Genomic DNA, 21961 nt, shown 5'->3' on the forward strand with positions numbered 1-21961 from the left:
GCCTGGCGCTGACAGCGCTCAGGCCACGACCGAAGCCGGAGCCGACTTCGTACTTGAGGGCATGCGGGTGTCTGCACCGTAGGCGCCCGTATTGCCGAAGTTCGGCCAGACGAGCGAGGAGGTCGTAGCGGCTTCGAGCAACCGGATTTCCGCCAGCCAATGAAAAAGGATAATCAGCAGCATATTGCGGTACTGGTTGTTCTCATATCCCAAATCGCCTTTCTGGCAATGTTCGCATTCGCTGAGCATGTCGTCAGGCATAACAAATGGATCGCCGCAGGATTTGGATTCGACCTTTTATTCGGGCTGATTCTGTCGGTCGGTTTTGTCGGGACCTGGCGCGCGCGCGCTATCGATTCAGATTTTCTCGGCCTTCTTCTGGCCAATCCGGTCGAGCTGGCTGTCGTTATTGCAACTGCCGGTCAGTTGGTGGCCATTCTCCTTGTTTAAGCCGATCGGAAAGTGCGCGTCGCAACATACGCTCAGCTATCGGCATGGCTCGCGATAAAGCTCGCGAACGCGTTATATGGAAGCGCAAGCGCCGTGCCGTTGATCATCAGGCCGTAGGTGGAGTCCCCGCTATCGAGCTCGTAATACATCGCCGATTGGATATTCTTCGTCTTTCTCGCCTGATAGTAAGTGAGCAGACGCGAGCTGATGTAGTTGGCCCGATACGCCTCGGTCTTCTCGGGCCCAGTGTTCCATTCTGAGATCACGAAGGGGACGCCGTAGCGGGCCTTGCAATAGGTGGGCAAATCGAAGCCCGGGCCGGACCCGTCGGTGCCGATGTCGAAGATGTCGCCGTACACCTCGTAGTTGTGCCACGTAGTCAGGTCCCACCTCACGGTCGGATGGCCGCTCGTGCCATCGGGCTGCTTGCCATCCCACAGAGCGTCGGACGCGCCGATATCGGCAACACAAAAGTTGACGCCGCATTTAGCGTCCGCCTGCACCGACTTCACTCCGTCGATCATGCCGCGCATCACGCCGCGCATCAGCGGCCAGTTCGCATTGTTGAAGTCGACTACGCTCGTTCCCGCGCTGGTGGAGTCGAGAATGATCCCGTTCGCGCGCGTCAATTCGTTACCGCATTCATACATGGTCACGCCGTGGGGTTGCAATGCCGACGCGACAGTCACCGCGCAATTGAAGCCCCGCGTATAGGCCGCCGCTTCACTCGTGAACAGGTTGCCGTTGCCGTCGTAGATGCCGACGTCGATCAGCACGAAAAGAGTCAAGCCAGCCGGCTGGAATGCTTGCGCCAACGCCAGGACCTTGGCGAGTTGCGGTGCGTAGTCCGTACAACTGAGCCGGTACGTCGAGCAGCCGAGGGCTTGCATGATCGATACGATCTGTGACGTCGAATACAGGTAGTCGTAATGCCCGTTGACACCGTGAAACGAACCGGCCGGCGCCGCGGTCGCGGTGCGCGGATCGCTGCACGGCAACCATTGGTCCGCATCGCCGCATACATAGAACTGACCGCTGGTCGATTGTGCCCAGAACTTGCCGCCGTACCACAGCAGCAGCGCCGCATTCGACATCGTGCCGACGGCATTGCGATTGCGATACACGACGCCGTTCACGACGGTCCATATCGAGCCGGCCTTGTCGATCAGATACGTCGCGGGCGGGATCATCGCGCCGTCGACCGAGGTGCCGCCCAAACGCGGGTCGTTGCACGCGAACCATGTCGTCCCATTCCATCCGTAGAACTGACCGCCGGTTCCCTCGTGATAGATCGTGCTCCCGTACCAGAGGATCAACGAAACGTTGTAGGTGTAGCCCGCTGCGACGCCGTTCCTGTAGACAGACCCGCCGACCAGGGTCCACGACGCGTTCTGACTGTCGATGATCACCGTCGCCGGCGGGATCGTCGTGTTCTGTGGCGAAGCGTTCGAAGCGTTGCCCGGCGACCCTGAGTTCGGGTCTGATGCAGAGCCGGAGCTGTCGCCCGAGCCCGACGTATCGATGAGTCCCGTTCCATTCGATGGCGCCGGCGACGAGCCGTTCGCCACCGTGGTCGCGCTACCCGTCGAGGGCGCAATACTCGCGGTGGTCGTGCCCGTCGTGCCTGTCGTGCCCGTCGAGGCCGTGATGCCGGAGCTTGCCGTGCCGGTAGAGGGTGATGCCGCGGTGCTCGACGGACTCGCGGAATTGCCCGTGGAAGAACCGCCGGCATCCGGCGTACCACTACTATTACCACCACCGCCGCCGCCGCCGCACGCGCTCAATACGACAGTTCCGCCGAGCGCAGTAAGACAGCCAAGAAATTGACGTCGTCCAATCATGACAATAGCGCGGGCTGCCGCGAGGCGACCCACGAGAAAATCTGGAGAGAGAGGGGGAGTCCTGCGGGTCGCGAGTGCGTCGCGTGAGCCGTTCAGGACATGCGATGTGCGGTAGTGGATGGTCTTTCGTTGCGACCGATCACTGAGTCCGGCAGGTCATGCCTGTCTGTCGGCATGAATTGCGCGTAGGAGCAGGGGGGTGCGGAAATAAAATCTTTTCGCTCGCAATGGACGAATTGCGGAAAGATTTCACTCGCTGGATGCGGGCGTGGGAATCGGGCGAGGTGTGGGCAGCGGCGGGCTTGGACCCCCGCCGCCTTTCGCGGCCGCCTATGCGCGATGCGGCCCGACGATGCCCAGCCGCGCGATGCGCCGGTACAGCGTCGCGCGCGATATGCCCAACGCCTGCGCGGCGGCGTTAGGCCGCCACTGGCAACGCGTGAGCGCTGCGACGATCCGTGCCCGCTCGTCGTCGGCGCTGGCCGGCGACGTGGAGGCCGCCGAGAGAGCCGGCGTCGCGGCGGGCGCGAGTTGCGCGGCAAAGTCTGGCGACACATGCCGCAACTCGACGCGGGCCGAATCGCAGACCGCGCACGCATAGCGCAGCACGTTGCGCAACTGGCGGATATTGCCGGGCCACGAGAAGGCGGCAAGGCGCTCGGCGAATTGCGGATCGAGCATCAGCACATGGCTGGCCGCCTGTGCTTCCTCGTTGAACACCGTATCGATCACATCGCGGATGTCGGCGCGCTCGCGCAGCGGCGGTATCCGCAGCGTCGCGCCGCTCAGTCGATAGTAAAGATCCTCGCGGAACGACCCGGCATCGACCATCTGCATCAAGTCCCGGTGCGTCGCGCAGATCACGTCGATATCGACGCGCACTGGCGTATCGCCGCCGAGCGGCACCACTTCGCCCTCGGCGAGCACGCGCAGCAGGCGGGTTTGCAGGCCGAGCGGCATGTCGCCGATTTCATCGAGAAACAGCGTGCCGCCATGCGCGAGCGCGATCTTGCCGCGCGCGCCGCGACTGCGCGCGCCGGTGAACGCGCCAGGCGCATAACCGAACAGCTCGCTCTCGATCAGCGGCTCCGGAATCGCGCCGCAATTCACGGCGACGAACGGCCGCGTGCGCCGCGAGCCCGAGTCGTGCACCGCGTGCGCGAACACCTCCTTGCCGACACCGGTTTCGCCGAGCAGCAGAACCGGCAGCCGCTTGCCGGCGATCCGCAAGGCGACTTCGGCGTTGCGCGCGATCCGTTCGTCCGAGCTGTGCAGAAAGCGGCTCATTGCGCCGATGCTGCCATCGGCGTGCACGTCGCCCGGCCGTGTCGTGACGAGCGGGCGGCCCGCGCGTCTCATCGGTGCGCGAATGCGCGCATACAGCATCGCGCCGGTCGCGCGCAGCCGCAGCGCCACGATCATGTCGGTGCGCGCGACGTCGTGCAGACGTACCTCGGACGTGTCGAATATCTCGTCGATGTGGCGCGGACCGTCGAGACCCGCGATGCTCTCATGCGCCTTGCGGTTCGCGGCGGCGATGTTGCCGCATTCGTCGAAGGCGATCAGCGCTTCGGGTTGCGCTTCGACGAAATGGCGGCTTTGATGGCCGAACAGCACCCAGTGCTGCGCGGTCTGGTTCAGGAAGTAGCCGTCCTCGATCAAACTCGCGCTTTGCCGCACCAGTTGAAAAACCAGCCCCTGGCTGTCGCGGTTGTCCGGCGATCGGATCGCCGAGGCATCGAGCACGCCGATCAATTCGCCGGTCGGCGCGAAGATCGGCGAAGCGCTGCACGTGAGCGTCGTGAACGCGGCCCGGAAGTGATCGGTCTTGTGCACGGTGATCGGCGCGAGATCGGTGAGCACGTTCGCGATGCCGCAGGTGCCTTCTTCGCGCTCGGACCAGCACGAGCCGATATGCAGCCCCGCATGCTTGAAATCGTTGCGCCGGTCGCGGTCGATCCGATAGTCGATCGTGACGCCGTGCGCATCGGACAGCATCACGCAATAGTCGGCGACGCGGATCATTTCGTGCAGCCGCGTCAGGCACTGGCCCGATGCGCGCAGAAAGGCTTCCTCCTTGCCCTGGACTTCACGCAGCTCGGCGGACGACAGCACGCGCGGGCCGATCACGGAGCTGGGGTCGAGCCGGTACTGCTCGTACGAGCGCTGCCACGACGACACGAGGCGCGGCGAATTCGCTGGCGCGGGCAAGCGTCCTTCGATGGCCCCGCGTACGCGATCGACGTGCTGCGTTTGAGAAACATAGGGCATGGCCGGCTCCAGGCGAGCGACACCGAGTAAGGCGAGTCCCTGTCTTGTAGCACATCCGCCACGAGCAATCACATTGCGGCGCAGCACTCGAGGCGCGTGAGACGAACGTCTCAGAGGCTGGCGAGACGCTGGTCGCATCGCGCAAACCCTTGTCTGGCGCGGTGCCGCGCAAGCGCCGCGGCGTGTGTCGAGCCTCGCGCCTCGTCGCGAAGCGCGCTCGTGAGACACAGTGAACTGCGCGGCGCAGGTCCGATGAAAGCGGCCGTGAACGCGGGCCCCCGCGTCTGCCCTTTGAATACAACGCTTGCGGCGCGTGCGCACGGCGCGCAAGCAACTGGCCCGACCTTTGCAGTATCGCTGGCAGACGAAAGCAAACGCGACAGCAAGCGCGCTTCACCCCAACAAGTCCGCTTCGCAACTCGCGCACCGGAGACAAGCCAGTGTTATCGCCCATCACCGTCGGCGTGATCGCGAACCCGGCATCGGGCCGTGATATTCGACGCCTCACCACACACGCTTCGGTGTTTCCGACCGCCGAGAAAGCGAACATGGTCGTGCGCCTTCTCGCGGGCCTCGGCATGTTCGGCGTCGCTCGCGTGCTGACCTTGCGCGACCGCACAGGGGTTGCCGCCTTGGTGCTGCGTGCGCTTGAAACCCATGCAGCCGTGGCCGAGCCGCAGCCCTGGCCGAAGGTCGAATTCCTCGAACTGCCGATCACGGACAGCGCGGCGGACACTCACGCGGGTGTCGCGCGAATGGTCGGCTTGGGTGTCGACTTGATCGCGGTGCTCGGCGGTGACGGCACGCATCGCGCGGTGGCCGCGCATTGCGGCGACGTGCCGCTGCTGACGCTGTCGACGGGCACCAACAACGCGTTCCCAGAACTGCGCGAAGCGACGGTGGCGGGCCTCGCGGGCGCGCTCGCCGCTTCCGGGCTCGTGCCGCCCGAGGTCGCGCTGACGCGCAACAAGCGTTTGGTGGTCCGCTGCGTCGCGGGCCCGAACAAGGGGCGCGAGGAAATCGCGCTGGTCGATGTGTGCGTGAGCCGGCAGCGGTTCGTCGGCGCGCGGGCGGTCTGCGAGCCGACGGATCTCGAAGCGCTGTTTCTGACGTTCGCGGCGCCGGATGGCATCGGTCTGTCGTCGATCGGCGGCGCGTGGGCGCCGGTCGAGCGCGGCGCGCCCTACGGGCTGCATCTGACGTTCGCGCGTGCGGGCGAATCCGGCGTGCCGATCTTCGCGCCGCTCGCGCCGGGCCGTGTCGATCAGGTGACGATGCGCACCTGCGAGCGTTTCGAAGCGGGTTGCTGGACGCCGCTGCATACCGAACGAGGGACGCTCGCCTTCGACGGCGAGCGCGAGATCGAGCTCGAACGCGACGACCGCTACGAGATCGCGCTCGACTGGGCGGGACCGCTCACGGTCGATGTCGGCCGCACGCTGCGCTTTTGCGCGTCGCGGCAGTTGATGCGCGAAGCGGCGGCGCGTCGGAGGTAATCAATTCAGGAGGAAGCCAACGCTGGAAACAAAGCCGGCTGAAGTAGCAGTGACCATCGAGATCATTCCCAGGAGACACACCATGTCTGTTTCGACGCAGTTGAGCAAGGAAAAGCTGCTGGAAGCGTACCGGATGATGCGCACGATCCGCGAGTTCGAGGAGCGTCTGCACGTCGAATTCGCGACCGGCGAGATACCCGGCTTCGTGCATCTGTATGCCGGCGAGGAGGCGTCGGCGGTCGGCACGATGATGCATTTGAACGATGCGGACTATGTCGCGACCACGCACCGTGGTCATGGCCACTGCATCGCGAAGGGTGTGGACGTGCGCGGCATGATGGCCGAAATCTACGGCCGCAGCACCGGCGTGTGCCGCGGCAAAGGCGGCTCGATGCATATCGCCGATCTGTCGAAAGGGATGCTCGGCGCCAATGGGATCGTCGGCGCGGGCGGGCCGCTCGTGTGCGGCGCCGCACTCGCCGCGAAGCTAAAGAAGACCGGCGGCGTCGGCGTGTGCTTCTTCGGCGACGGGGCGTCGAACCAGGGCGTGATCTTCGAATCGATGAATCTCGCTTCCGTCTGGCGCCTGCCGGCGATTTTCGTTGCGGAGAACAACGGCTATGCGGAGGCGACCTCGTCGACATGGTCGGTCGCGGCCGACAACATCGCCGACCGTGCGAGCGGCTTTGGCATGCCCGGCGTGATCGTCGACGGCTTCGATTTCTTCGCGGTGCACGAGGCGCTCGGCGCCGCGATCGAGCGGGCGCGCGGCGGCGGTGGCCCGACGCTCGTCGAAATGAAGTTGTCGCGCTATTTCGGGCACTTCGAAGGCGATGCGCAAACGTATCGCGCGCCCGGCGAAGTGCAGAAGCTGCGCGACGAAAAAGACTGCCTGAAGCGCTTCGAGGAGCGCGTGGTGCGGGCCGAAATGCTCAGCGCCGACGAACTGCGCGGCATCGATGCGACGGTGAAGCAGTTGATCGACGGCGCAGTGACGGAAGCGAAGGCCGCGCCTCTGCCGACGGCTGCCGACCTGCTGACAGACGTCTACGTGTCCTATCCGTAATCCACAGCGCGAATCATTCAATCAGGAGACAGTCATGGCACGGAAGATCACGTTTTCTCAGGCGATCAACGAAGCGCTGAGCCAGGAGATGGCACGCGATGAAACCGTCATCGTGATGGGCGAGGACAACGCGGGCGGTGCCGGGTCCCCAGGCGAGCAGGATGCGTGGGGCGGTGTGCTCGGTGTGACGAAAGGGCTTTTTCACAAATATCCGGGGCGGGTGCTCGACACGCCGCTATCGGAAGGCGGCTTCATCGGCGCGGCGGTCGGCGCGGCCGCATGCGGTCTGCGTCCGGTGGCCGAGCTGATGTTCATCGATTTCATGGGCGTCTGCTTCGACCAGATCTTCAATCAGGCCGCCAAGTTTCGCTATATGTTCGGCGGCAAGGCAGTGACGCCGGTCGTGATTCGCACGATGCAGGGCGCTGGCCTGCGCGCGGCCGCGCAGCACTCGCAGATGCTGACGTCGCTGTTCACCCACATACCCGGCCTGAAGGTGGTGTGCCCGTCGACGCCATACGACGCGAAGGGTTTGCTGATCCAGGCGATCCGCGACAACGATCCGGTCATCTTCTGCGAGCACAAGCTGCTGTATGGCCGCGAGGGCGACGTGCCGGAAGAGTCGTATGCGATTCCGTTCGGCGAAGCGAACGTGGTGCGCGAAGGCGACGACGCGACGATCGTCACGTATGGCCGGATGGTTCATCACGCGACCGATGCCGCCGAAACGCTCGCGAAAGAGGGCATCCAGGCCGAGGTGATCGATTTGCGCACGACCTCGCCGCTCGACGAGGAAACGATATTGGAAAGCGCTGAGCGAACCGGACGCGTCGTCGTGGTCGACGAGTCGAATCCGCGCTGCTCGATTGCGACCGATATCGCCGCGCTGGTCGCGCAGCGCGCGTTCCATTCGCTGAAGGCGCCGATCGAACTCGTGACCGCGCCGCATACGCCCGCGCCTTTCGCAGGCGTGCTCGAAGACATGTATATCCCGTCGGCGGAGAACATCGCCGCGGCCGTGCGGAAAGTAAGGAGCTGAGCAATGCCGATTCACATGATCACGATGCCCAAGTGGGGGCTGTCGATGGAGCAGGGGCAGGTCAACGGCTGGCTGAAGGAGGTCGGCGAAAAAGTCGCGAAGGGCGACGAGATACTCGACGTCGAGACCGACAAGATATCGTCGGGCGTCGAGTGCGCTTTCGACGGCACGTTGCGCCGGCAGATCGCGCAGCAGGGCGACACGCTGCCGATCGGCGCGCTGCTCGGCGTCGTCGCGGACGCCGAGACGTCCGATGCCGACATCGATGCAGCCGTCGAGGCGTTCCAGCGCGACTTCGTGCCGGCCACCGCGGATGCCGCGGACGCGGGGCCGCAGCCGGAAAAAGCGCAGATCGGCGGGCGCACCGTGCGTTACCTGAAGATCGGCGACGGCGGCACGCCCGCTGTGCTGATCCACGGCTTCGGCGGCGATCTGAACAACTGGCTCTTCAACCATGCGGATCTCGCCGCGCACCGCGCCGTGTGGGCGCTCGATTTGCCAGGGCACGGCGAGTCGGGCAAGGCGGTCGACACGGGCAGCCTCGACGAACTGGCGGACAGCGTGATCGCGTTTCTCGATGACCGGGGCATCGAGCGCGCGCATCTGGTCGGCCATTCGATGGGCGGCGCCGTGTCGATGACGGTCGCCGCGAAGGCGCCCGAACGCGTCGCGTCGCTGGCCTTGATTGCGGGTGCGGGGCTCGGCGACGAGATCAACCGCGAGTACATCGAAGGCTTCGTCGCGGGCAGCAGCCGCAACACGCTGAAGCCGCATCTGGTGAAGCTGTTCGCCGACGGGTCGCTGGTCACGCGGCAACTGGTCGAAGACATCGTCAAGTACAAGCGGCTCGAAGGCGTGAACGACGCGTTGCGCAAGATTGCCGCGTCCGCGTTCGAAGGCGGGGTGCAAAGCCGCGTCTATCGCGACCGGCTCGACACGCTCGCGCCGCGCACGCTGGTGATCTGGGGGGCGCAGGACCAGATCATTCCGGCCGCGCACGCACAGGGGCTGCCCGCTCAGGTGCGCGTGCACGTAATCGACGGCAAAGGGCACATGGTGCAGATGGAGGCTGCATCGGACGTGAACCGCCTGCTCAACGAGTTCTTCGGATAACCGCGATGGACGCCGCTTCTCATACCGACAGCGTCACGGCGCTTGGCCAGCATGGCAAGCGCAATCGCGACAAGCTCGCCCGCATTCCGGTGAAGATCGTGCCGGCGGACCATGCGGCCGTCTTGCCGAAGCCGCCCTGGCTGCATGCTCGGCCGATGATGAGCGAAACCGTCGCGGGCATGGCGGCGGTTCTGCGCGAGCACAAGTTGCATTCGGTCTGCGAGGAGGCGATGTGTCCGAACATCGGCGAGTGCTTCGCGCAGCGCACCGCGACATTCATGATCATGGGAGGGATCTGCACGCGGCGCTGCGCGTTCTGCGACGTCGCGCATGGCCGGCCGCAAGCGCTCGACGAGGACGAGCCCGCGCGGCTCGCCGACGCCGTCGCGGCGCTGGGGCTGCGCTACGTGGTGATTACATCGGTGGACCGCGACGATCTGCGCGACGGCGGCGCCGCGCACTTCGCGCGCTGTATCAAGCTCGTGCGCGAGCGAATACCGGGTATTCGCGTGGAAATCCTGACGCCGGATTTTCGCGGGCGAATCGAGCGCGCGCTCGATGCGCTGTCCGGCGCGTGGCCGGACGTCCTCAACCACAACATCGAGACGGTGCCGTCGCTGTATCGGGCGGCGCGGGCAGGCGCGGACTATCGCGGTTCGCTCGAATTGCTGTCGCGAGCGAAACGCCAGAACGCGGCGGCGTTGACCAAATCCGGCCTGATGGTCGGCCTCGGCGAGACCGACAGCGAACTGCTCGCCACGATGCGCGATCTGCGCGCCCACGACGTCGACGTACTGACGATCGGTCAGTATCTCGCGCCGTCGCGGTATCACATGCCGGTGCGGCGATATGTGCCGCCTGCGACTTTCGACATGCTGCGCGATGAAGGTTTGAAGATGGGGTTCGTCGAAGTAGTGGCGGGGCCGCTCGTGCGCTCGTCGTATCACGCCGATCGGACGCCGCAGGGCCACGCCCCAATCCCGTGAATACCTCCCCGTAACCTCGGCTTTTCGACCGATTGGCCGCCAGCCAGGTAGCCGACAATTGGTGACTATACGAGGCGAGTCCCAGCACGCGGCTGCCTCCCGGACGACGAAACGGTATTCGTCACCACGTGCACTTTGTCGAGGCAGACATGTCAAGCAACATTACGATCACGGACGAACTCGTAGCTGAAATCGCAAACCGGATGGCCGACGAGGGCCAAAAGGTGTCTCCCGTCGCCATCTGGTCCGAAGTTCATAGCGGTTCGGTGGTCGCGGTGTCCGCGGCATTGCGCAAGTGGCGCGAAACGCGCGCCGCGCGGGTGCCGCAGGTCGTCGAACGTCCTGCTTTGCCGGAAACCGTGACGGACACCATGCGCGAAGCGCTCGACCGGCTGTGGACGTCGGCGCAGGACGAAGCGGAACGCTCAGTGGCGCGACGCCTCGCCGCGATGCGCCAGCGTGTCGAGGACGCCAGCAACGAGCGCGACGAAGCGCTCGCCGAACTGCAAACCACCGTCCAGGAACTCGATGCGCTGCAGGTCCAGCTGGACAAGATGACCAGCGCCTACGACGAGAAGGTCGATGCCGTGGCCGGGCTGGAAGAGGACATCGCTCTCGCGGTGCAACGCACCGACGCGGCCGAGAAGCGCGCGCAGGAGCTTGCCGACCGCGTTTCGCAACTCGAAGCGGAACTGGAGCGCGCGGAACACGCCGCGCAGCGTGGAGCGATTGCGGGCGACGAGAGCGATGCCGCGGGCGAGGGCGAGGCGGCGTGCGAGTCGGCTGAGTCGGTAGTCGAAACGCCGGCCGGCGAAGCAGAGCGCGCGGCGCTGGAAGCGGAGCATGCCGAAGCGGTCGCTCGTCTTCAGAGCGAGCTCGAAGCGATTCGCGCGCAACTGCAGGCTGAGCAGGAAGCGCATGCGGCCCGACGCGAAGAGGTCGAGGGCGCGCAGGCTGAACGGGATGCCGCCGCGCTCGAATTGCAGAATGCCCAAACGCGAATCGCCAGCCTGAGCGACGAGCGCGATGCGGACGCTTCCGAAATCGCGAGGTTGTCGGCCAGCTTGTCCGAAGCGCAGCAGCGTGCCGAGGCGGAGCGGCAGCGCGTGGCCGAACTGGCCGAAAGCGCGGCGGCCGCGAGCGAGAAGGCCGAGGACGCGGAATCGGCGTCGCCGGCGGGGGGCGACTCGCAGGAACTCGAGGCATTGAAGGCGCAGATGTCGCGCGACGCGCAAGCGCATGCCGCAGCGATTGCCGAGGCGCGGGAGACCGTCAGGAAATGGTCCGACTACTCGAACGCACTGAAGCAGCAGCTGACTCAGGCGAATGAAAAAATGGTGGTCGTCCTTGCCCGCGGCGCGGGCGAAGCGACCTTGAGCCGCCGGCTTTCCGCTGAACTCGGTCGGGTCGAGCCGGAGCATGAATTGCTGCGCAAGGAGATCCAGCAGCAAGTGATCGTCGAAACGATCACCGCTCACCTCGAGAAACAAGGCTACCGCTACGACGAGCAGACGGGTGCGGTGTCGAAGCTGAACACCGAAGGCTCGCCTGCGTGACAATGGGCAGAACGCTGTTGTTGTTCGACGGGTTTTTCATAGTGTCCATCTTTGTCGCACAGGCGTGCGCCATGCTACGTTCGATGGACGTGACATGGCATTGCCCTCTACGGCTTTGAAACGGTGCAGCGGGGAATGGACCGCGCGCTGGACTCAGCGCATCACGAACGGATCGCTGATCGGCTCGTCCGAGGTGCGCAGCCATACCGACTTCGTCGTCGTGTATTCGAGCGCCGCGGCCATGCCGCCTTCACGGCCGTGACCGGACAGGCCGAAGCCGCCGAATGGCACCAGCGGAGACACCGCGCGATAGGTGTTGATCCAGACGATCCCCGAGCGCACGCGCTTCGACACGCGATGCGCGCGAGTCAGGCTGGTGGTGAAAATGCCCGCGGCGAGACCGTAGGCGGTGCTGTTCGCCTTGTCGATCGCTTCCTGCTCGGTGGTGAACGTATCCACCGAAAGCACCGGCCCGAACAGCTCCGTCGTAATGCTGTCGGCGTCGCTCACGCCGGTGCAGTCGAGAATCGTCGGCGCATAGTAGTAGCCGTCGCGCGCGAGCGTCTTGCCGCCGGCGAGCACCCTGGCGCCCTGGCGCACCGAGTTCGCGACGACCTTCTCGATGTTGCGCAGTTGCCTCTCGGTGCAAAGCGGCCCGTATTCGGTCGTCATCTCGTTGGGCGAACCCACCCGTATGCGCGACACGCGCTCCACCAGCAGGGCGAGAAACCGCTCTTTCACGGAGGCTTCGATCAGCAGCCGCGAGCCCGCCACGCAGCTTTGGCCGCTCGCCGCGAAGATGGCCGCGACCTGCGCGTTCACGGCGCTCTGGATATCGGTATCGGCGAACACGATGAAGGGCGACTTGCCGCCCAGTTCCAGCGACACCTTCGCCAGGTTGTTCGAGGTGTTCGACACGATGTGCCGCGCAGTTTCCGGGCCGCCCGTGAAGGCAACCTTGTCGACCTTCGGATGGCTGCTGAGCACGGCGCCGCATTCCGGCCCGAAGCCGGTAATCACGTTGACGACGCCTGGCGGGAAGCCGGCCTCGTGCACGAGCTTCGCGAATTCGAGCAGCGGTCCTGGGGCTTCCTCGGACGCCTTGAGCACGACCGTGCAACCTGCGGCGAGCGCCGGCCCGAGCTTGACGGCGGATAGGAACAACTGGCTGTTCCACGGCACGATCGCGGCGACCACGCCGACCGGCTGCCGTTCGAGCCAAACCTGCATGTCCGGCTTGTCGACGGGAATGCTGCTCCCTTCGAGCTTGTCGGCGATGCCGGCGTAGTAGCGGTAGTACTCGGCGACGTAAGCGATCTGGCTGGACGTCTCGCGAATGATCTTGCCGGTGTCGTTCGTTTCAATTTCAGCGAGTCGCGGCGCAGCCTGTTCGACGAGCCCGGCCAGCTTGTAGAGCAGCTTGCCGCGCGCCGACGCGGTGAGGCCGGCCCACGCGGAATCGGTGAGCGCGCGGCTGGCCGCCTCGACCGCGCGGTTGACCTGCTCCGTGCGCGCTTCGGGCATTTGCGCCCACGCTTTGCCGGTGGCCGGATTGACGCTCGCGAACGTGGCGGCGCCGGGTTCGAACTGTCCGTCGATATACAGCTGAAAATGCGAATCCATGGCGTCGGCCCCTTACCGGAATGCAGGCATCACGTCGTTGATCATGCGTTCGAGCGATGCCTTCTTGCGCTCGAAGCTCATGCCCGTATCGATCCAGAACGAGTACTCGTCGAAGCCGAGCGCCTCGTATGCCCTCAGGCGCGCAATCACTTCCTCGGGCGTGCCGATCACGTTGTTCTTGCGCATCGCCGCGGGCGTGTAGAACGGATGAGCGGCGATCTCTTCCGGGCTCAGCGTCTTGATCATGCCGCGGCTCACCGGCCGCTCGTTCTTGAACCATGCACCGAAGTAGTTGTAGAAGGTGTTCACTTCGTCGGCCGCGATCTGCGCGTCGTTTTCGCTGCTCGCGACATACGTGTGACGCAGCAGCATGATCTGCGGGCGCGGCAGGCTGCTGAACTTCTCGCACGCGGCGTTGAAGTGGCCAACCAGCTTCTCGACCTCTTCGTCGCCCAGATGCAGCGGCGTCACCTGCACGTTGCAACCGTTGGACACCGCGAACTCGTGGCTGTTCGGGTCGCGCGCGGCCACCCAGATCGGCGGATGCGGGCGCTGCAGCGGCAGCGGCGAAGACGTCGTGGAAGGAAATTTCCAGAATTCGCCTTCGTGCGCGTAATCGCCTTCCCAGAGCTTTTTCACGGCCGGGATCAGTTCGCGCATGCGTTGACCCGCGCCCCACGCGTCGAGCCCCGGATGCAGGCGTTCGTATTCGAACGAATACGCGCCGCGCGCGATGCCCAGCTCCAGGCGGCCGTTCGAAATGATGTCGGTCATCGCGGCTTCGCCGGCGAGCTTGATCGGGTGCCAGAACGGCGCCACCACCGTGCCGGTGCCGAGCCTCACGTGCTTCGTCTTGTTGGCGAGGTCCGCGAGATTGATGAACGGATTCGGCGCGATCGTGAAGTCCATGCCGTGGTGCTCGCCGGTCCAGACGGCGTGCATGCCGCCGCGATCGGCAATCTGGCAAAGCTCGACCATTTCGTCATACAGCTGCTTCTGACTGGTCTGCCCGGAGACGCGCTCCATGTGAACGAAGAGGGAAAATCGCATGATGTGACCTTTCAGGAATGAAGCGGGCGGACTGTGCCGTTGCTATGGTCGCCGAAGTACAACCCGTAGCTCTTCAACTGGCTTTCCTTGCGGTAGCGGTGCAGCATGCTGGCCACGGCGCTGTCCTGCAACGCTTGCGTATCGATGTCGTCGAGGCCGATGAATTCGCCCGAAGCGTCAGCCGAAGCGGCGAGTTCATCCGGCGCGCTGCACAGGAACGAGATGTACTGGTATTGGGTTTCGGTGTTGTTGTAGGCCGAATAGATGAAGCTTGCCGATGCGTCGGGCTGGTGCTTCTCGCCGCTGCCCACTCGACGAACTGTTGCAAGCCGGCGCCTGGCTCGAGCGGATCGCTTCGACCGTGGCCCGGCACATCGACCGAGATCAGCCGGAACTCGGACGACAGCCCTTCGATCTGCGGGTACCACGCGAGCGCCTGCATGCCGACGCCGTGGATCAGGACCAGCGGTTCGCCGCTGCCCTGCTCCAGATAGCGAGCGACGCGCTTATTTGACAGCTGCAGGGTTCTTGACGTCATTTCCGAGCTCTGCGAGGTCTTTGTAGCGATCGCCAATGCGGTGATGCGGACGGCCACCGGTCGCGGCGCCAATCGCGATCACGAGTTCGTCCGCGGCCGGCGCGTCCGCAATCGCAAACTGCAGCGTCAGATAGTGCGAACGGCGGCCTTCGTCGTTCTTGTCCATCATCGGGATCAGAAGCGGCGCATTGGCGGGTCCGCGCGTGTTGTTGAACGCCAGATACGACTTCGCACCGACGGCCGAGCGATACGTGTTGCCGAAGTGCAGCGTGTGGATCAGCGCGGACGCATGCTCGATCTCGCCCGCAAGGCCGACGATCGCGCTCTTGCCGAACGCTTCGACCGCTTCACCCGAACCGGCTTCGTCGATGATCAGCCTGGTCAGGTGCTCGCTCAGTTGCGGCGCGAGCGCACGAATCTCCGGCGACAGGTCTTCCACATAACCGCGGCCCGCCCACGGGTTCTTGATCACGGCGGCCGCGCCGATCATTTTCAGCGGCTTGGCGGCGACCTTGTCGCCGTCGACGAAGACGGTCTCGACATGGAGGATGGATTTGCGAATCAGGCTCATGGCAGCTTCCTGCGTGGGTTAGATGTGTGAGGCATTGTGGTATACCATGTTACGGCATGCCATGAGTGTTAACCCGGGGCGCCGTGGAAGCCGCGTCTGGTGGGGAAAGGGCGTTTTTTGCGAGGGATTTGCTGGCGAGCAGCGACGTCGAAAACACGTAGCGCGCGGTTCGTCGGACCATCAACGAAGCGGCAACTATGGCGCAAACCATTCTGGATTTACGAAGGAGGAGATATGGCTGCATATTGGATCGCCCACGTAACCGTGCTCGATGCGGCGAAATACAAGGGCTACACGGACCTCGCACCGCAGGCGTTCAACAAGTACGGCGCGGTGTTTCTCGCGCGCGGCGGCGCGTCGGAGGTGCTGGAAGGTGAATCGTTCGAGCGGCACGTCGTGATTCGCTTCAGGGATATGCAAACGGCGCTCGACTGCTATCACTCGCCCGAGTATCAGGCCGCCAAACAGAAGCGCGACGGACATTGCCGGGCACAGATCACGATCGTCGAGGGCCTGGGCGGCTGATTGTGCCCTCGTGTGCAAGCCTGAAAGTCAGATGAGTCATAATATGGCATTCCACGCCCGCGCCCTCGGTGCGGGCCCTCGTCCATCGTCCCACTGCCGCCTATGCACGACCTCAAAATCGACCGCAATGTCAAAACCTTGCGTGAACTCACGCTCGACAAACTGCGCGCCGCGATAGTCCAGGGGTATTTCCGGCCGGGCACCCGCCTCGTCGAACGCACGCTGTGCGACGAGCTTGGCGTGAGCCGCACCGTCGTGCGCGAGGTGCTGCGGCATCTGGAGACCGAAGGCTTGGTCGAGATCGTCGCTCGGCAAGGTCCGATCGTCGCGCGGCTCGACCCCGCGCAGGTCGGCGAGATTTATGAGTTGCGCGGGCTGCTCGAAGCGAACGCCGCCCGGGCCTGCGCCGAGCACGCCACGCCTGAAGTCGTGCGGCAACTGCGCGAGGTCCGCGCAGTCATCGAAGACGCGTTCGAGAAACACGATCTGCCGCGCGTGCTCGAATACACCGAGCGCTTCTACGAAACGATGTTCGAAGCCGCCAACAAACAGGTGTCGCTGGCGGTCGTCACGTCGCTCAATGCGCGCATCAACCGGCTGCGCGCGTTAACCATCGCGACGCCGGGCCGAGGCGGCGACTCCAACCGCGAAATGAACCTGCTGCTCGACGCGATCGAGCGGCGCGACGGTGACGCGGCGTCCGCAGCGTCGTTCGCGCATATCAAGCGGGTGTCGGAACTGGCTTTGACGGTTCTTGCGGAGCAGAACGAAGCGAGCGGCGACGCCTAAGCCCATCCGTAGTCGCCCCTGTCAAGGCCGCCGGCAACTGCCGGCGGCCTTTTCTTATGTCTGTTTGATCAAGCAAACACGCGCATAGCCCAAACCGTGCCAGCGTAATTCATCGCAATATCATGGTATTCCATAATACGCTATGCAGTGTTGTAGGCCATAAGATGGCATACCATAATCTCATCGATATTGATCTTTTGGCTCGAAGCCTGAAAGGAGAACCCCATGACGTGCGAAGTGGAGCGTGTCCGATGAAGCCCGATATGTCGCCGACGCGCGTGATCTCGCATGGTCAGCGTGGCCGCACCGCGGGCACCTGCTACAGCGTGTACGCGCGGCAATCGGACGCCGCCGCCGAAACCGTCGTGCTGATCCACGGCGTAGGCATGAATCAGAGCGTGTGGGCGCCGCAGATCGATGCGTTATCCGAATCGTTTCGCGTCGTTGTCTACGACATGCTGGGGCACGGCGACAGCGTGCTGCCGAGCGCGGAGCCCTCGCTCGACGAATATGCGGCGCAACTCGCGTCGCTGCTCGACGCGCTGCGGATCGAGCGCGCGCACGTGGTGGGCCATTCGATGGGCGCGCTGGTCGCACTGGAATTCGCGCTGACCCACCCCGAGCGCACGCTCAGCGTCGCCGCGTTGAACGCGGTGTACGACCGCACGCCGGCACAGCGCGAGGCGGTGATGACGCGCGCGGCCACGCTCGGCGATGCGCGTGCCGACACCGGGGTGGACGGAACCCTGTCGCGCTGGTTCGGCGATCCCATTCCGGGACACCTGACCCAGGCCGCGCGGGCGGTGCGAGCGCTGCTGCTTGCCGTTGATCCGGTGGGCTACGCGCGCACCTACCGTCTGTTCGCCTGCTCGGACGACGCGCATGTCGGGCGTCTCGCGAGTCTCGAGATACCCGCGCTATTTCTGACGGGCGAGGGCGATCCGAATTCGAGCGCGCAGATGTCCCGGGCGATGGCCGCGGCGGCACCACAGGGCCGCGCCGAAGTGATCGCGAACGCGCGCCACATGATGAACGTCACCGACCCGGAGCGCGTGAACGCAAGCCTGCTCGCGTTCCTCGTCGAAGCATCGGCGGTGCGACGGAAGGGCCCCGTAACGACCGCGGCAACGACCGCAGCAACTACCGCAGCAACTACCGCAGTACCAACCGGAGAACGCCATGGCTGAGCCGATCATCGCCCCGACCGCGCAACCCGCTTTCGATATCGTCGATTTTCGACGCGCGCTCGGCGCATTCGTGACGGGCGTGACCGTCGTCACGACCGTCCAGGCAGACGGTTCGCCGCGCGGCTTCACGGCGAACTCGTTCACGTCGGTGTCGCTCGATCCGCCGCTGATTCTCGTGTGCGTCGCGAAGACGGCGGCGAGTTACGCAGTGTTCTCGGACACGCACCGCTTCGCGGTGAGCGTGCTCGCCGAAGACCAGAAGCATGTGTCCGGCGTGTTCGCTTCGAAGGCCGCGGACAAGTTCGCGCAAGTGCCGTGGAGCACGCGCAAAACGGGCGCGCCGGTGATGGATGGCTCGGCCGCGAGCTTCGACTGCACGACGCATCAAGTGGTCGATGCGGGCGATCACATCATCCTGATCGGTCGCGTGGTGGACTTCGTGCAAACGAGTTCGTCGCCGCTTGGCTACTGCCGCGGCGCATACGTGAACTTCAGCCTGTCGCAGGACGCGCTGACCGCGGCTGGTGGGCGCGCGAAAGTCGGCGCGATCCTCGAGCACCGCGACGGGCTGGTGCTCGTCGACACCGGCAAAGGCTTGGGGCTGCCAACCGGCATCAAGCTCGACCCGGCCAGCGACCCCGCGAGCCTGCACGGCGTGCTCGCCAAGCTCGGCCTGCATGTGCATCTCGACTTCCTGTTTGCGGTATTCGAGGACGGCAGCGGCAAGGAGCCCGGCGTGCATATCTACTATCGCGGCCGCGTGATTCCCAACGGCTCGCCGTGGCTCGACAGCAGCGTGCGCATCGTGCCGCTGACCCAGATTCCGTGGGACGACGTGAGCGACGCCGCGGTGCGCTCGATGCTCGAACGCTATGAGCGCGAACGCAGGCAGGACGCGTTCGGCATTTATGTCGGCGATAGCGAAGCCGGCACCGTGCAGCCGCTGGGCCTCGCGCATTGACAGCGCGGCACCGCTGCAACCAACAACTCACAACTCACAACGATGAAGCCGGCGCGTTTTCTCGCCGCCGGACCGACGAAGCAACACCCAACCGTATCCCGGAGACAGACATGAGCAGCAGAAGCATTCCGTTTATCGCGCCGTTGTTCGTTGCTTGCGCGACGGCGCTCGCGACAGCGCCCGCACTCGCCGCAGACCCGATCGTCTTCACCAGCTGGGGCGGCACCACGCAGTCGTCGCAACAGAAGAACTGGGCGCAGCCGTTCACGCAGGCGAGCGGCATCACCGTATTGATGGATGGCCCGACCGACTACGGCAAGCTGAAGGCGATGGTCGACAGCGGCAACGTGAGCTGGGACGTCGTCGATGTGGAAGGCGACTTTGCGTACGCCGCGCAAAAGGCCGGCCTGATCGAGCCGATCGACTACTCGGTCGTGAAGAAGGACGAACTGGACCCGCGCTTTGCGACTCCGGACGCGGTGGGCAGCTTCTATTACTCGTTCGTGCTCGGCTACAACAAGTCGAAGTACACGGGCGCGCAGCCGCAGACGTGGGCCGATCTTTTCGACACGAAGAAATTCCCCGGCAAGCGCACGTTCTACAAGTGGTCGGCGCCGGGCGTGCTGGAAATCGCGCTGCTCGCCGATGGCGTGCCGCCGAACAAGCTCTATCCGCTCGACCTCGACCGCGCGTTCAAGAAGCTCGACACGATCAAGAGCGACATCGTCTGGTGGAGCGGCGGCGCACAATCGCAGCAACTGCTCGCATCGGGCGAAGCGCCGATCGGGATGTTCTGGAATGGGCGCTTGCACGCGCTCGCGCAGACCGGTGTGCCGGTGGCCATTTCGTGGAACCAGAACCTGACCGCCGCCGACATGCTGGTGATTCCGAAGGGCGCCAAGCATCGCGCGGAAGCGATGAAGTATCTGGCGGCCGCGACGAGCCCGCAGGCGCAGGCGAAATTCGCCGCCGAGACGGGTTACGCGCCGATCAACGTGAAGTCGGCGGCGCTGATGCCGGCCGCGATGGCGAAGACGCTGCCCGACCAGTACAAGGATTCGCAGATCAATCTCGACATGAAGTACTGGGCCGACAACCGCGACGCGATTGCGAAGCGCTGGTACGCGTGGCAATCGAAATGAGCCGCACGGACCGACGTTAGAGCCGCGCGCCGCGCGATGAACCGGCGCGCACAGAGACACCGAGCAGGAGACATCATGCCCAACGTAATGAGTACCGTCGCGCATCCGCCCGCGACGGCCGCGCGCAAGCGGCGCGACTGGCGCAGCATCTGGCTGCTGACGCCGGCCATGTTGCTGCTGCTGATCTTCTTCCTGCTGCCGGTGCTGTCGCTGCTATTGCGCAGCGTGCTCGAGCCGACACCGGGACTGGAGAACTATCAGCAACTGGTCGGTTCGACCACGTATCTGCGCGTCTTCGGCAATACCTTTCTCGTCGCGACGGTCGTGACCGTCGTCACGGTGCTGGTGGGCTTTCCGATGGCATGGCTGCTCGCGATCGCGCCGCGCAAGCTCAGCTCCGTGCTATTCGCGATCCTGCTGCTGTCGATGTGGACCAACCTGCTCGCGCGGACTTTCGCGTGGATGGTGCTGTTGCAGGGTACGGGTCCGATCAACCGCGCGCTGATGGCGATCGGCCTGATTCACGAGCCGCTCGCGCTCGTGAACAACCTCACCGGCGTGACGATCGGCATGACATACATCATGCTGCCGTTTCTCGTGATGCCGCTGCACGCGACGCTGCGCGGCATCGATCCGTCGACGCTGCGTGCCGCCGCGGTCTGCGGCGCGAGCCGCTGGCAGGCGTTCTGGCGCATCCTCGTGCCGCTCGCGATGCCGGGCGTGGCCTCCGGCGCGCTGATGGTGTTCGTGATGGCGCTCGGCTACTTCGTCACGCCCGCGCTGCTCGGCGGTCCGTCTTACATGATGCTCGCCGAACTCATCGCGCAGCTCGTGCAGGAACTGCTGAACTGGGGGCTCGCCGGTGCGGCGGCGTTCGTGCTGCTGGCGGTGACGCTCGCGCTTTACGCGCTGCAATTGCGCTTTACCGGCAGCGCGCGCGCAATTCAGGGAGGACGCTGACATGTTGCTCGATTTCGATCGTCTCGGCGGGCTTCGCTGGGCACTGGTGGCCATAGGCGCGGCCGTCGCACTGTTTCTGCTGCTGCCGATCCTGTTCATCGTCGCGCTGTCGTTCGGCGATTCGCAGTGGCTGATTTTCCCGCCGCCGGGCTGGACGCTGGAGTGGTATCGGCAGCTTTTCACGGACGCGGGCTGGATCGACTCGCTGCTGACGAGCGCGAAGCTGGCCGTGATCGTGATGGCGCTTTCGGTGCTGCTCGGTTTTCTTGCGTCGCTTGCGCTGGTGCGCGGCAAGTTCCGCGGCCGCGAAGCGGTGAAAGGCTTCTTCCTGACACCGATGGTGCTGCCCGTCGTCGTTCTGGCCGTCGCTCTGTACGCGTTCTTTCTGCGCATCGGCCTGAACGGCACGATGACCGGCTTCGTGCTCGGCCATCTGATCATCGCGCTGCCGTTCTCGATCATCTCGATCAGCAACTCGCTCGTGAGCTTCGATACGGCGCTCGAAGATGCCGCGCTGATCTGCGGCGCGTCGCCGCTCACCGTGAAGCTGCGCGTGACCCTCCCTGCGATACGGCTCGGCCTGTTCGCCGCCGCGATCTTCGCGTTTCTGGCGTCGTGGGATGAAGTCGTGGTGTCGATCTTCATGTCGAGCCCGACATTGCAAACGCTGCCCGTGCGTATCTGGTCGACGCTGCGGCAGGATCTTACGCCCGTCGTCGCGGCGGCGTCTTCACTGCTGGTCGCATTGACGACCGTATTGATGCTGGCGGGCGCCGTGCTGCGCCGCGCGCGCTAAT

General features: G+C 64.8%; 22 protein-coding genes. 16 read left to right on the top strand and 6 right to left on the bottom strand.

Annotation, left to right across the window (positions count from 1 at the left end):
* Positions 1-159: 159 nt before the first annotated feature.
* Complete coding sequence (locus AB3X95_RS36665) at positions 160-450, top strand: hypothetical protein (RefSeq protein WP_176111852.1); 291 nt, start codon at positions 160-162, stop codon at positions 448-450.
* Between the two features lie 32 nt (positions 451-482).
* Here AB3X95_RS36665 and AB3X95_RS36670 read toward each other — a convergent pair whose 3' ends face one another.
* The gene (locus AB3X95_RS36670) at positions 483-1973 is read right to left on the bottom strand and encodes a hypothetical protein (RefSeq protein ID WP_368623849.1); all 1491 of its coding nucleotides are present in this window, start codon (positions 1971-1973) and stop codon (positions 483-485) included.
* Here AB3X95_RS36670 and AB3X95_RS36675 point away from each other — a divergent pair.
* Complete coding sequence (locus tag AB3X95_RS36675) at positions 1855-2277, top strand: hypothetical protein (RefSeq protein WP_368623850.1); 423 nt, start codon at positions 1855-1857, stop codon at positions 2275-2277. The genes AB3X95_RS36670 and AB3X95_RS36675 overlap by 119 nt on opposite strands.
* 344 nt (positions 2278-2621) lie before the next feature.
* On the opposite strand, the gene AB3X95_RS36680 is transcribed toward AB3X95_RS36675, so the two are convergent.
* A complete protein-coding gene (locus AB3X95_RS36680) occupies positions 2622-4562 on the bottom strand; it encodes a sigma-54-dependent Fis family transcriptional regulator (protein WP_368623810.1) in 1941 nt (646 codons plus the stop codon).
* Positions 4563-5002: 440 nt separating this feature from the next.
* On the opposite strand from AB3X95_RS36680, the gene AB3X95_RS36685 reads away from it, so the two are divergent.
* The 6 genes from AB3X95_RS36685 to AB3X95_RS36710 all read left to right on the top strand — a co-directional run bounded on the left by AB3X95_RS36685 (position 5003) and on the right by AB3X95_RS36710 (position 11818).
* Positions 5003-6058 (top strand): NAD(+)/NADH kinase, encoded by a 1056-nt coding sequence (locus AB3X95_RS36685; RefSeq protein WP_184227748.1) that lies wholly within the window; start codon positions 5003-5005, stop codon positions 6056-6058.
* Positions 6059-6140: 82 nt separating this feature from the next.
* The gene (locus AB3X95_RS36690) at positions 6141-7124 is read left to right on the top strand and encodes a thiamine pyrophosphate-dependent dehydrogenase E1 component subunit alpha (protein ID WP_176111856.1); all 984 of its coding nucleotides are present in this window, start codon (positions 6141-6143) and stop codon (positions 7122-7124) included.
* A 34-nt stretch (positions 7125-7158) separates the two neighbouring features.
* A complete protein-coding gene (locus AB3X95_RS36695) occupies positions 7159-8163 on the top strand; it encodes an alpha-ketoacid dehydrogenase subunit beta (protein WP_184227749.1) in 1005 nt (334 codons plus the stop codon).
* A 3-nt stretch (positions 8164-8166) separates the two neighbouring features.
* Positions 8167-9276, top strand: coding sequence for an acetoin dehydrogenase dihydrolipoyllysine-residue acetyltransferase subunit (locus AB3X95_RS36700; protein WP_176125491.1), 1110 nt, complete (start codon positions 8167-8169; stop codon positions 9274-9276).
* Positions 9277-9281: 5 nt separating this feature from the next.
* Positions 9282-10262, top strand: a complete 981-nt coding sequence (lipA, locus tag AB3X95_RS36705; protein WP_368623811.1) for a lipoyl synthase — start codon at positions 9282-9284, stop codon at positions 10260-10262.
* Positions 10263-10411: 149 nt separating this feature from the next.
* On the top strand, positions 10412-11818 hold the full coding sequence (locus tag AB3X95_RS36710) for a DNA-binding protein (RefSeq protein ID WP_368623812.1): 1407 nt from the start codon (positions 10412-10414) through the stop codon (positions 11816-11818).
* 153 nt (positions 11819-11971) lie between these two features.
* Here AB3X95_RS36710 and AB3X95_RS36715 read toward each other — a convergent pair whose 3' ends face one another.
* The 3 genes from AB3X95_RS36715 to AB3X95_RS36725 form a co-directional block, all read right to left on the bottom strand.
* The gene (locus AB3X95_RS36715) at positions 11972-13441 is read right to left on the bottom strand and encodes an aldehyde dehydrogenase (protein WP_368623813.1); all 1470 of its coding nucleotides are present in this window, start codon (positions 13439-13441) and stop codon (positions 11972-11974) included.
* Between the two features lie 12 nt (positions 13442-13453).
* Positions 13454-14491: an LLM class flavin-dependent oxidoreductase gene (locus AB3X95_RS36720; RefSeq protein WP_176368694.1), complete on the bottom strand. Its 1038-nt coding sequence runs from the start codon at positions 14489-14491 to the stop codon at positions 13454-13456.
* Between the two features lie 73 nt (positions 14492-14564).
* Entirely contained in the window at positions 14565-14906 is a 342-nt protein-coding gene (locus AB3X95_RS36725) for an alpha/beta fold hydrolase (protein WP_368623851.1), read from the bottom strand.
* On the opposite strand from AB3X95_RS36725, the gene AB3X95_RS36730 reads away from it, so the two are divergent.
* A complete protein-coding gene (locus AB3X95_RS36730; RefSeq protein WP_368623854.1) occupies positions 14814-15005 on the top strand; it encodes a hypothetical protein in 192 nt (63 codons plus the stop codon). The genes AB3X95_RS36725 and AB3X95_RS36730 overlap by 93 nt on opposite strands.
* Here AB3X95_RS36730 and AB3X95_RS36735 read toward each other — a convergent pair.
* The gene (locus AB3X95_RS36735; RefSeq protein ID WP_176125497.1) at positions 14998-15600 is read right to left on the bottom strand and encodes an amino acid synthesis family protein; all 603 of its coding nucleotides are present in this window, start codon (positions 15598-15600) and stop codon (positions 14998-15000) included. The two genes, AB3X95_RS36730 and AB3X95_RS36735, sit on opposite strands and share 8 nt — an antisense overlap.
* A gap of 234 nt (positions 15601-15834) precedes the next feature.
* Here AB3X95_RS36735 and AB3X95_RS36740 point away from each other — a divergent pair, with 234 nt between their 5' ends.
* The 7 genes from AB3X95_RS36740 (at position 15835) to AB3X95_RS36770 (ending at position 21960) form a co-directional block, all read left to right on the top strand.
* Entirely contained in the window at positions 15835-16125 is a 291-nt protein-coding gene (locus AB3X95_RS36740) for a DUF1330 domain-containing protein (RefSeq protein WP_176125498.1), read from the top strand.
* Positions 16126-16227: 102 nt separating this feature from the next.
* A complete protein-coding gene (locus tag AB3X95_RS36745; protein WP_368623814.1) occupies positions 16228-16914 on the top strand; it encodes a GntR family transcriptional regulator in 687 nt (228 codons plus the stop codon).
* A gap of 251 nt (positions 16915-17165) precedes the next feature.
* Positions 17166-18101: an alpha/beta fold hydrolase gene (locus tag AB3X95_RS36750; protein WP_368623815.1), complete on the top strand. Its 936-nt coding sequence runs from the start codon at positions 17166-17168 to the stop codon at positions 18099-18101.
* Complete coding sequence (locus AB3X95_RS36755) at positions 18094-19062, top strand: flavin reductase (protein ID WP_184227757.1); 969 nt, start codon at positions 18094-18096, stop codon at positions 19060-19062. The genes AB3X95_RS36750 and AB3X95_RS36755 overlap by 8 nt, the downstream gene beginning before the upstream one ends.
* 110 nt (positions 19063-19172) lie before the next feature.
* Entirely contained in the window at positions 19173-20204 is a 1032-nt protein-coding gene (locus tag AB3X95_RS36760; protein WP_368623816.1) for a polyamine ABC transporter substrate-binding protein, read from the top strand.
* A gap of 75 nt (positions 20205-20279) precedes the next feature.
* Positions 20280-21164 (top strand): ABC transporter permease, encoded by an 885-nt coding sequence (locus tag AB3X95_RS36765; RefSeq protein WP_176368690.1) that lies wholly within the window; start codon positions 20280-20282, stop codon positions 21162-21164.
* Between the two features lies 1 nt (position 21165).
* A complete protein-coding gene (locus AB3X95_RS36770; protein ID WP_176111870.1) occupies positions 21166-21960 on the top strand; it encodes an ABC transporter permease in 795 nt (264 codons plus the stop codon).
* The last annotated feature ends 1 nt before the right edge of the window (position 21961 follow it).

This window comes from Paraburkholderia sp. BR13444 (assembly GCF_040948755.1).
GTDB classification, from domain to species: Bacteria; Pseudomonadota; Gammaproteobacteria; order Burkholderiales; family Burkholderiaceae; genus Paraburkholderia; species Paraburkholderia youngii.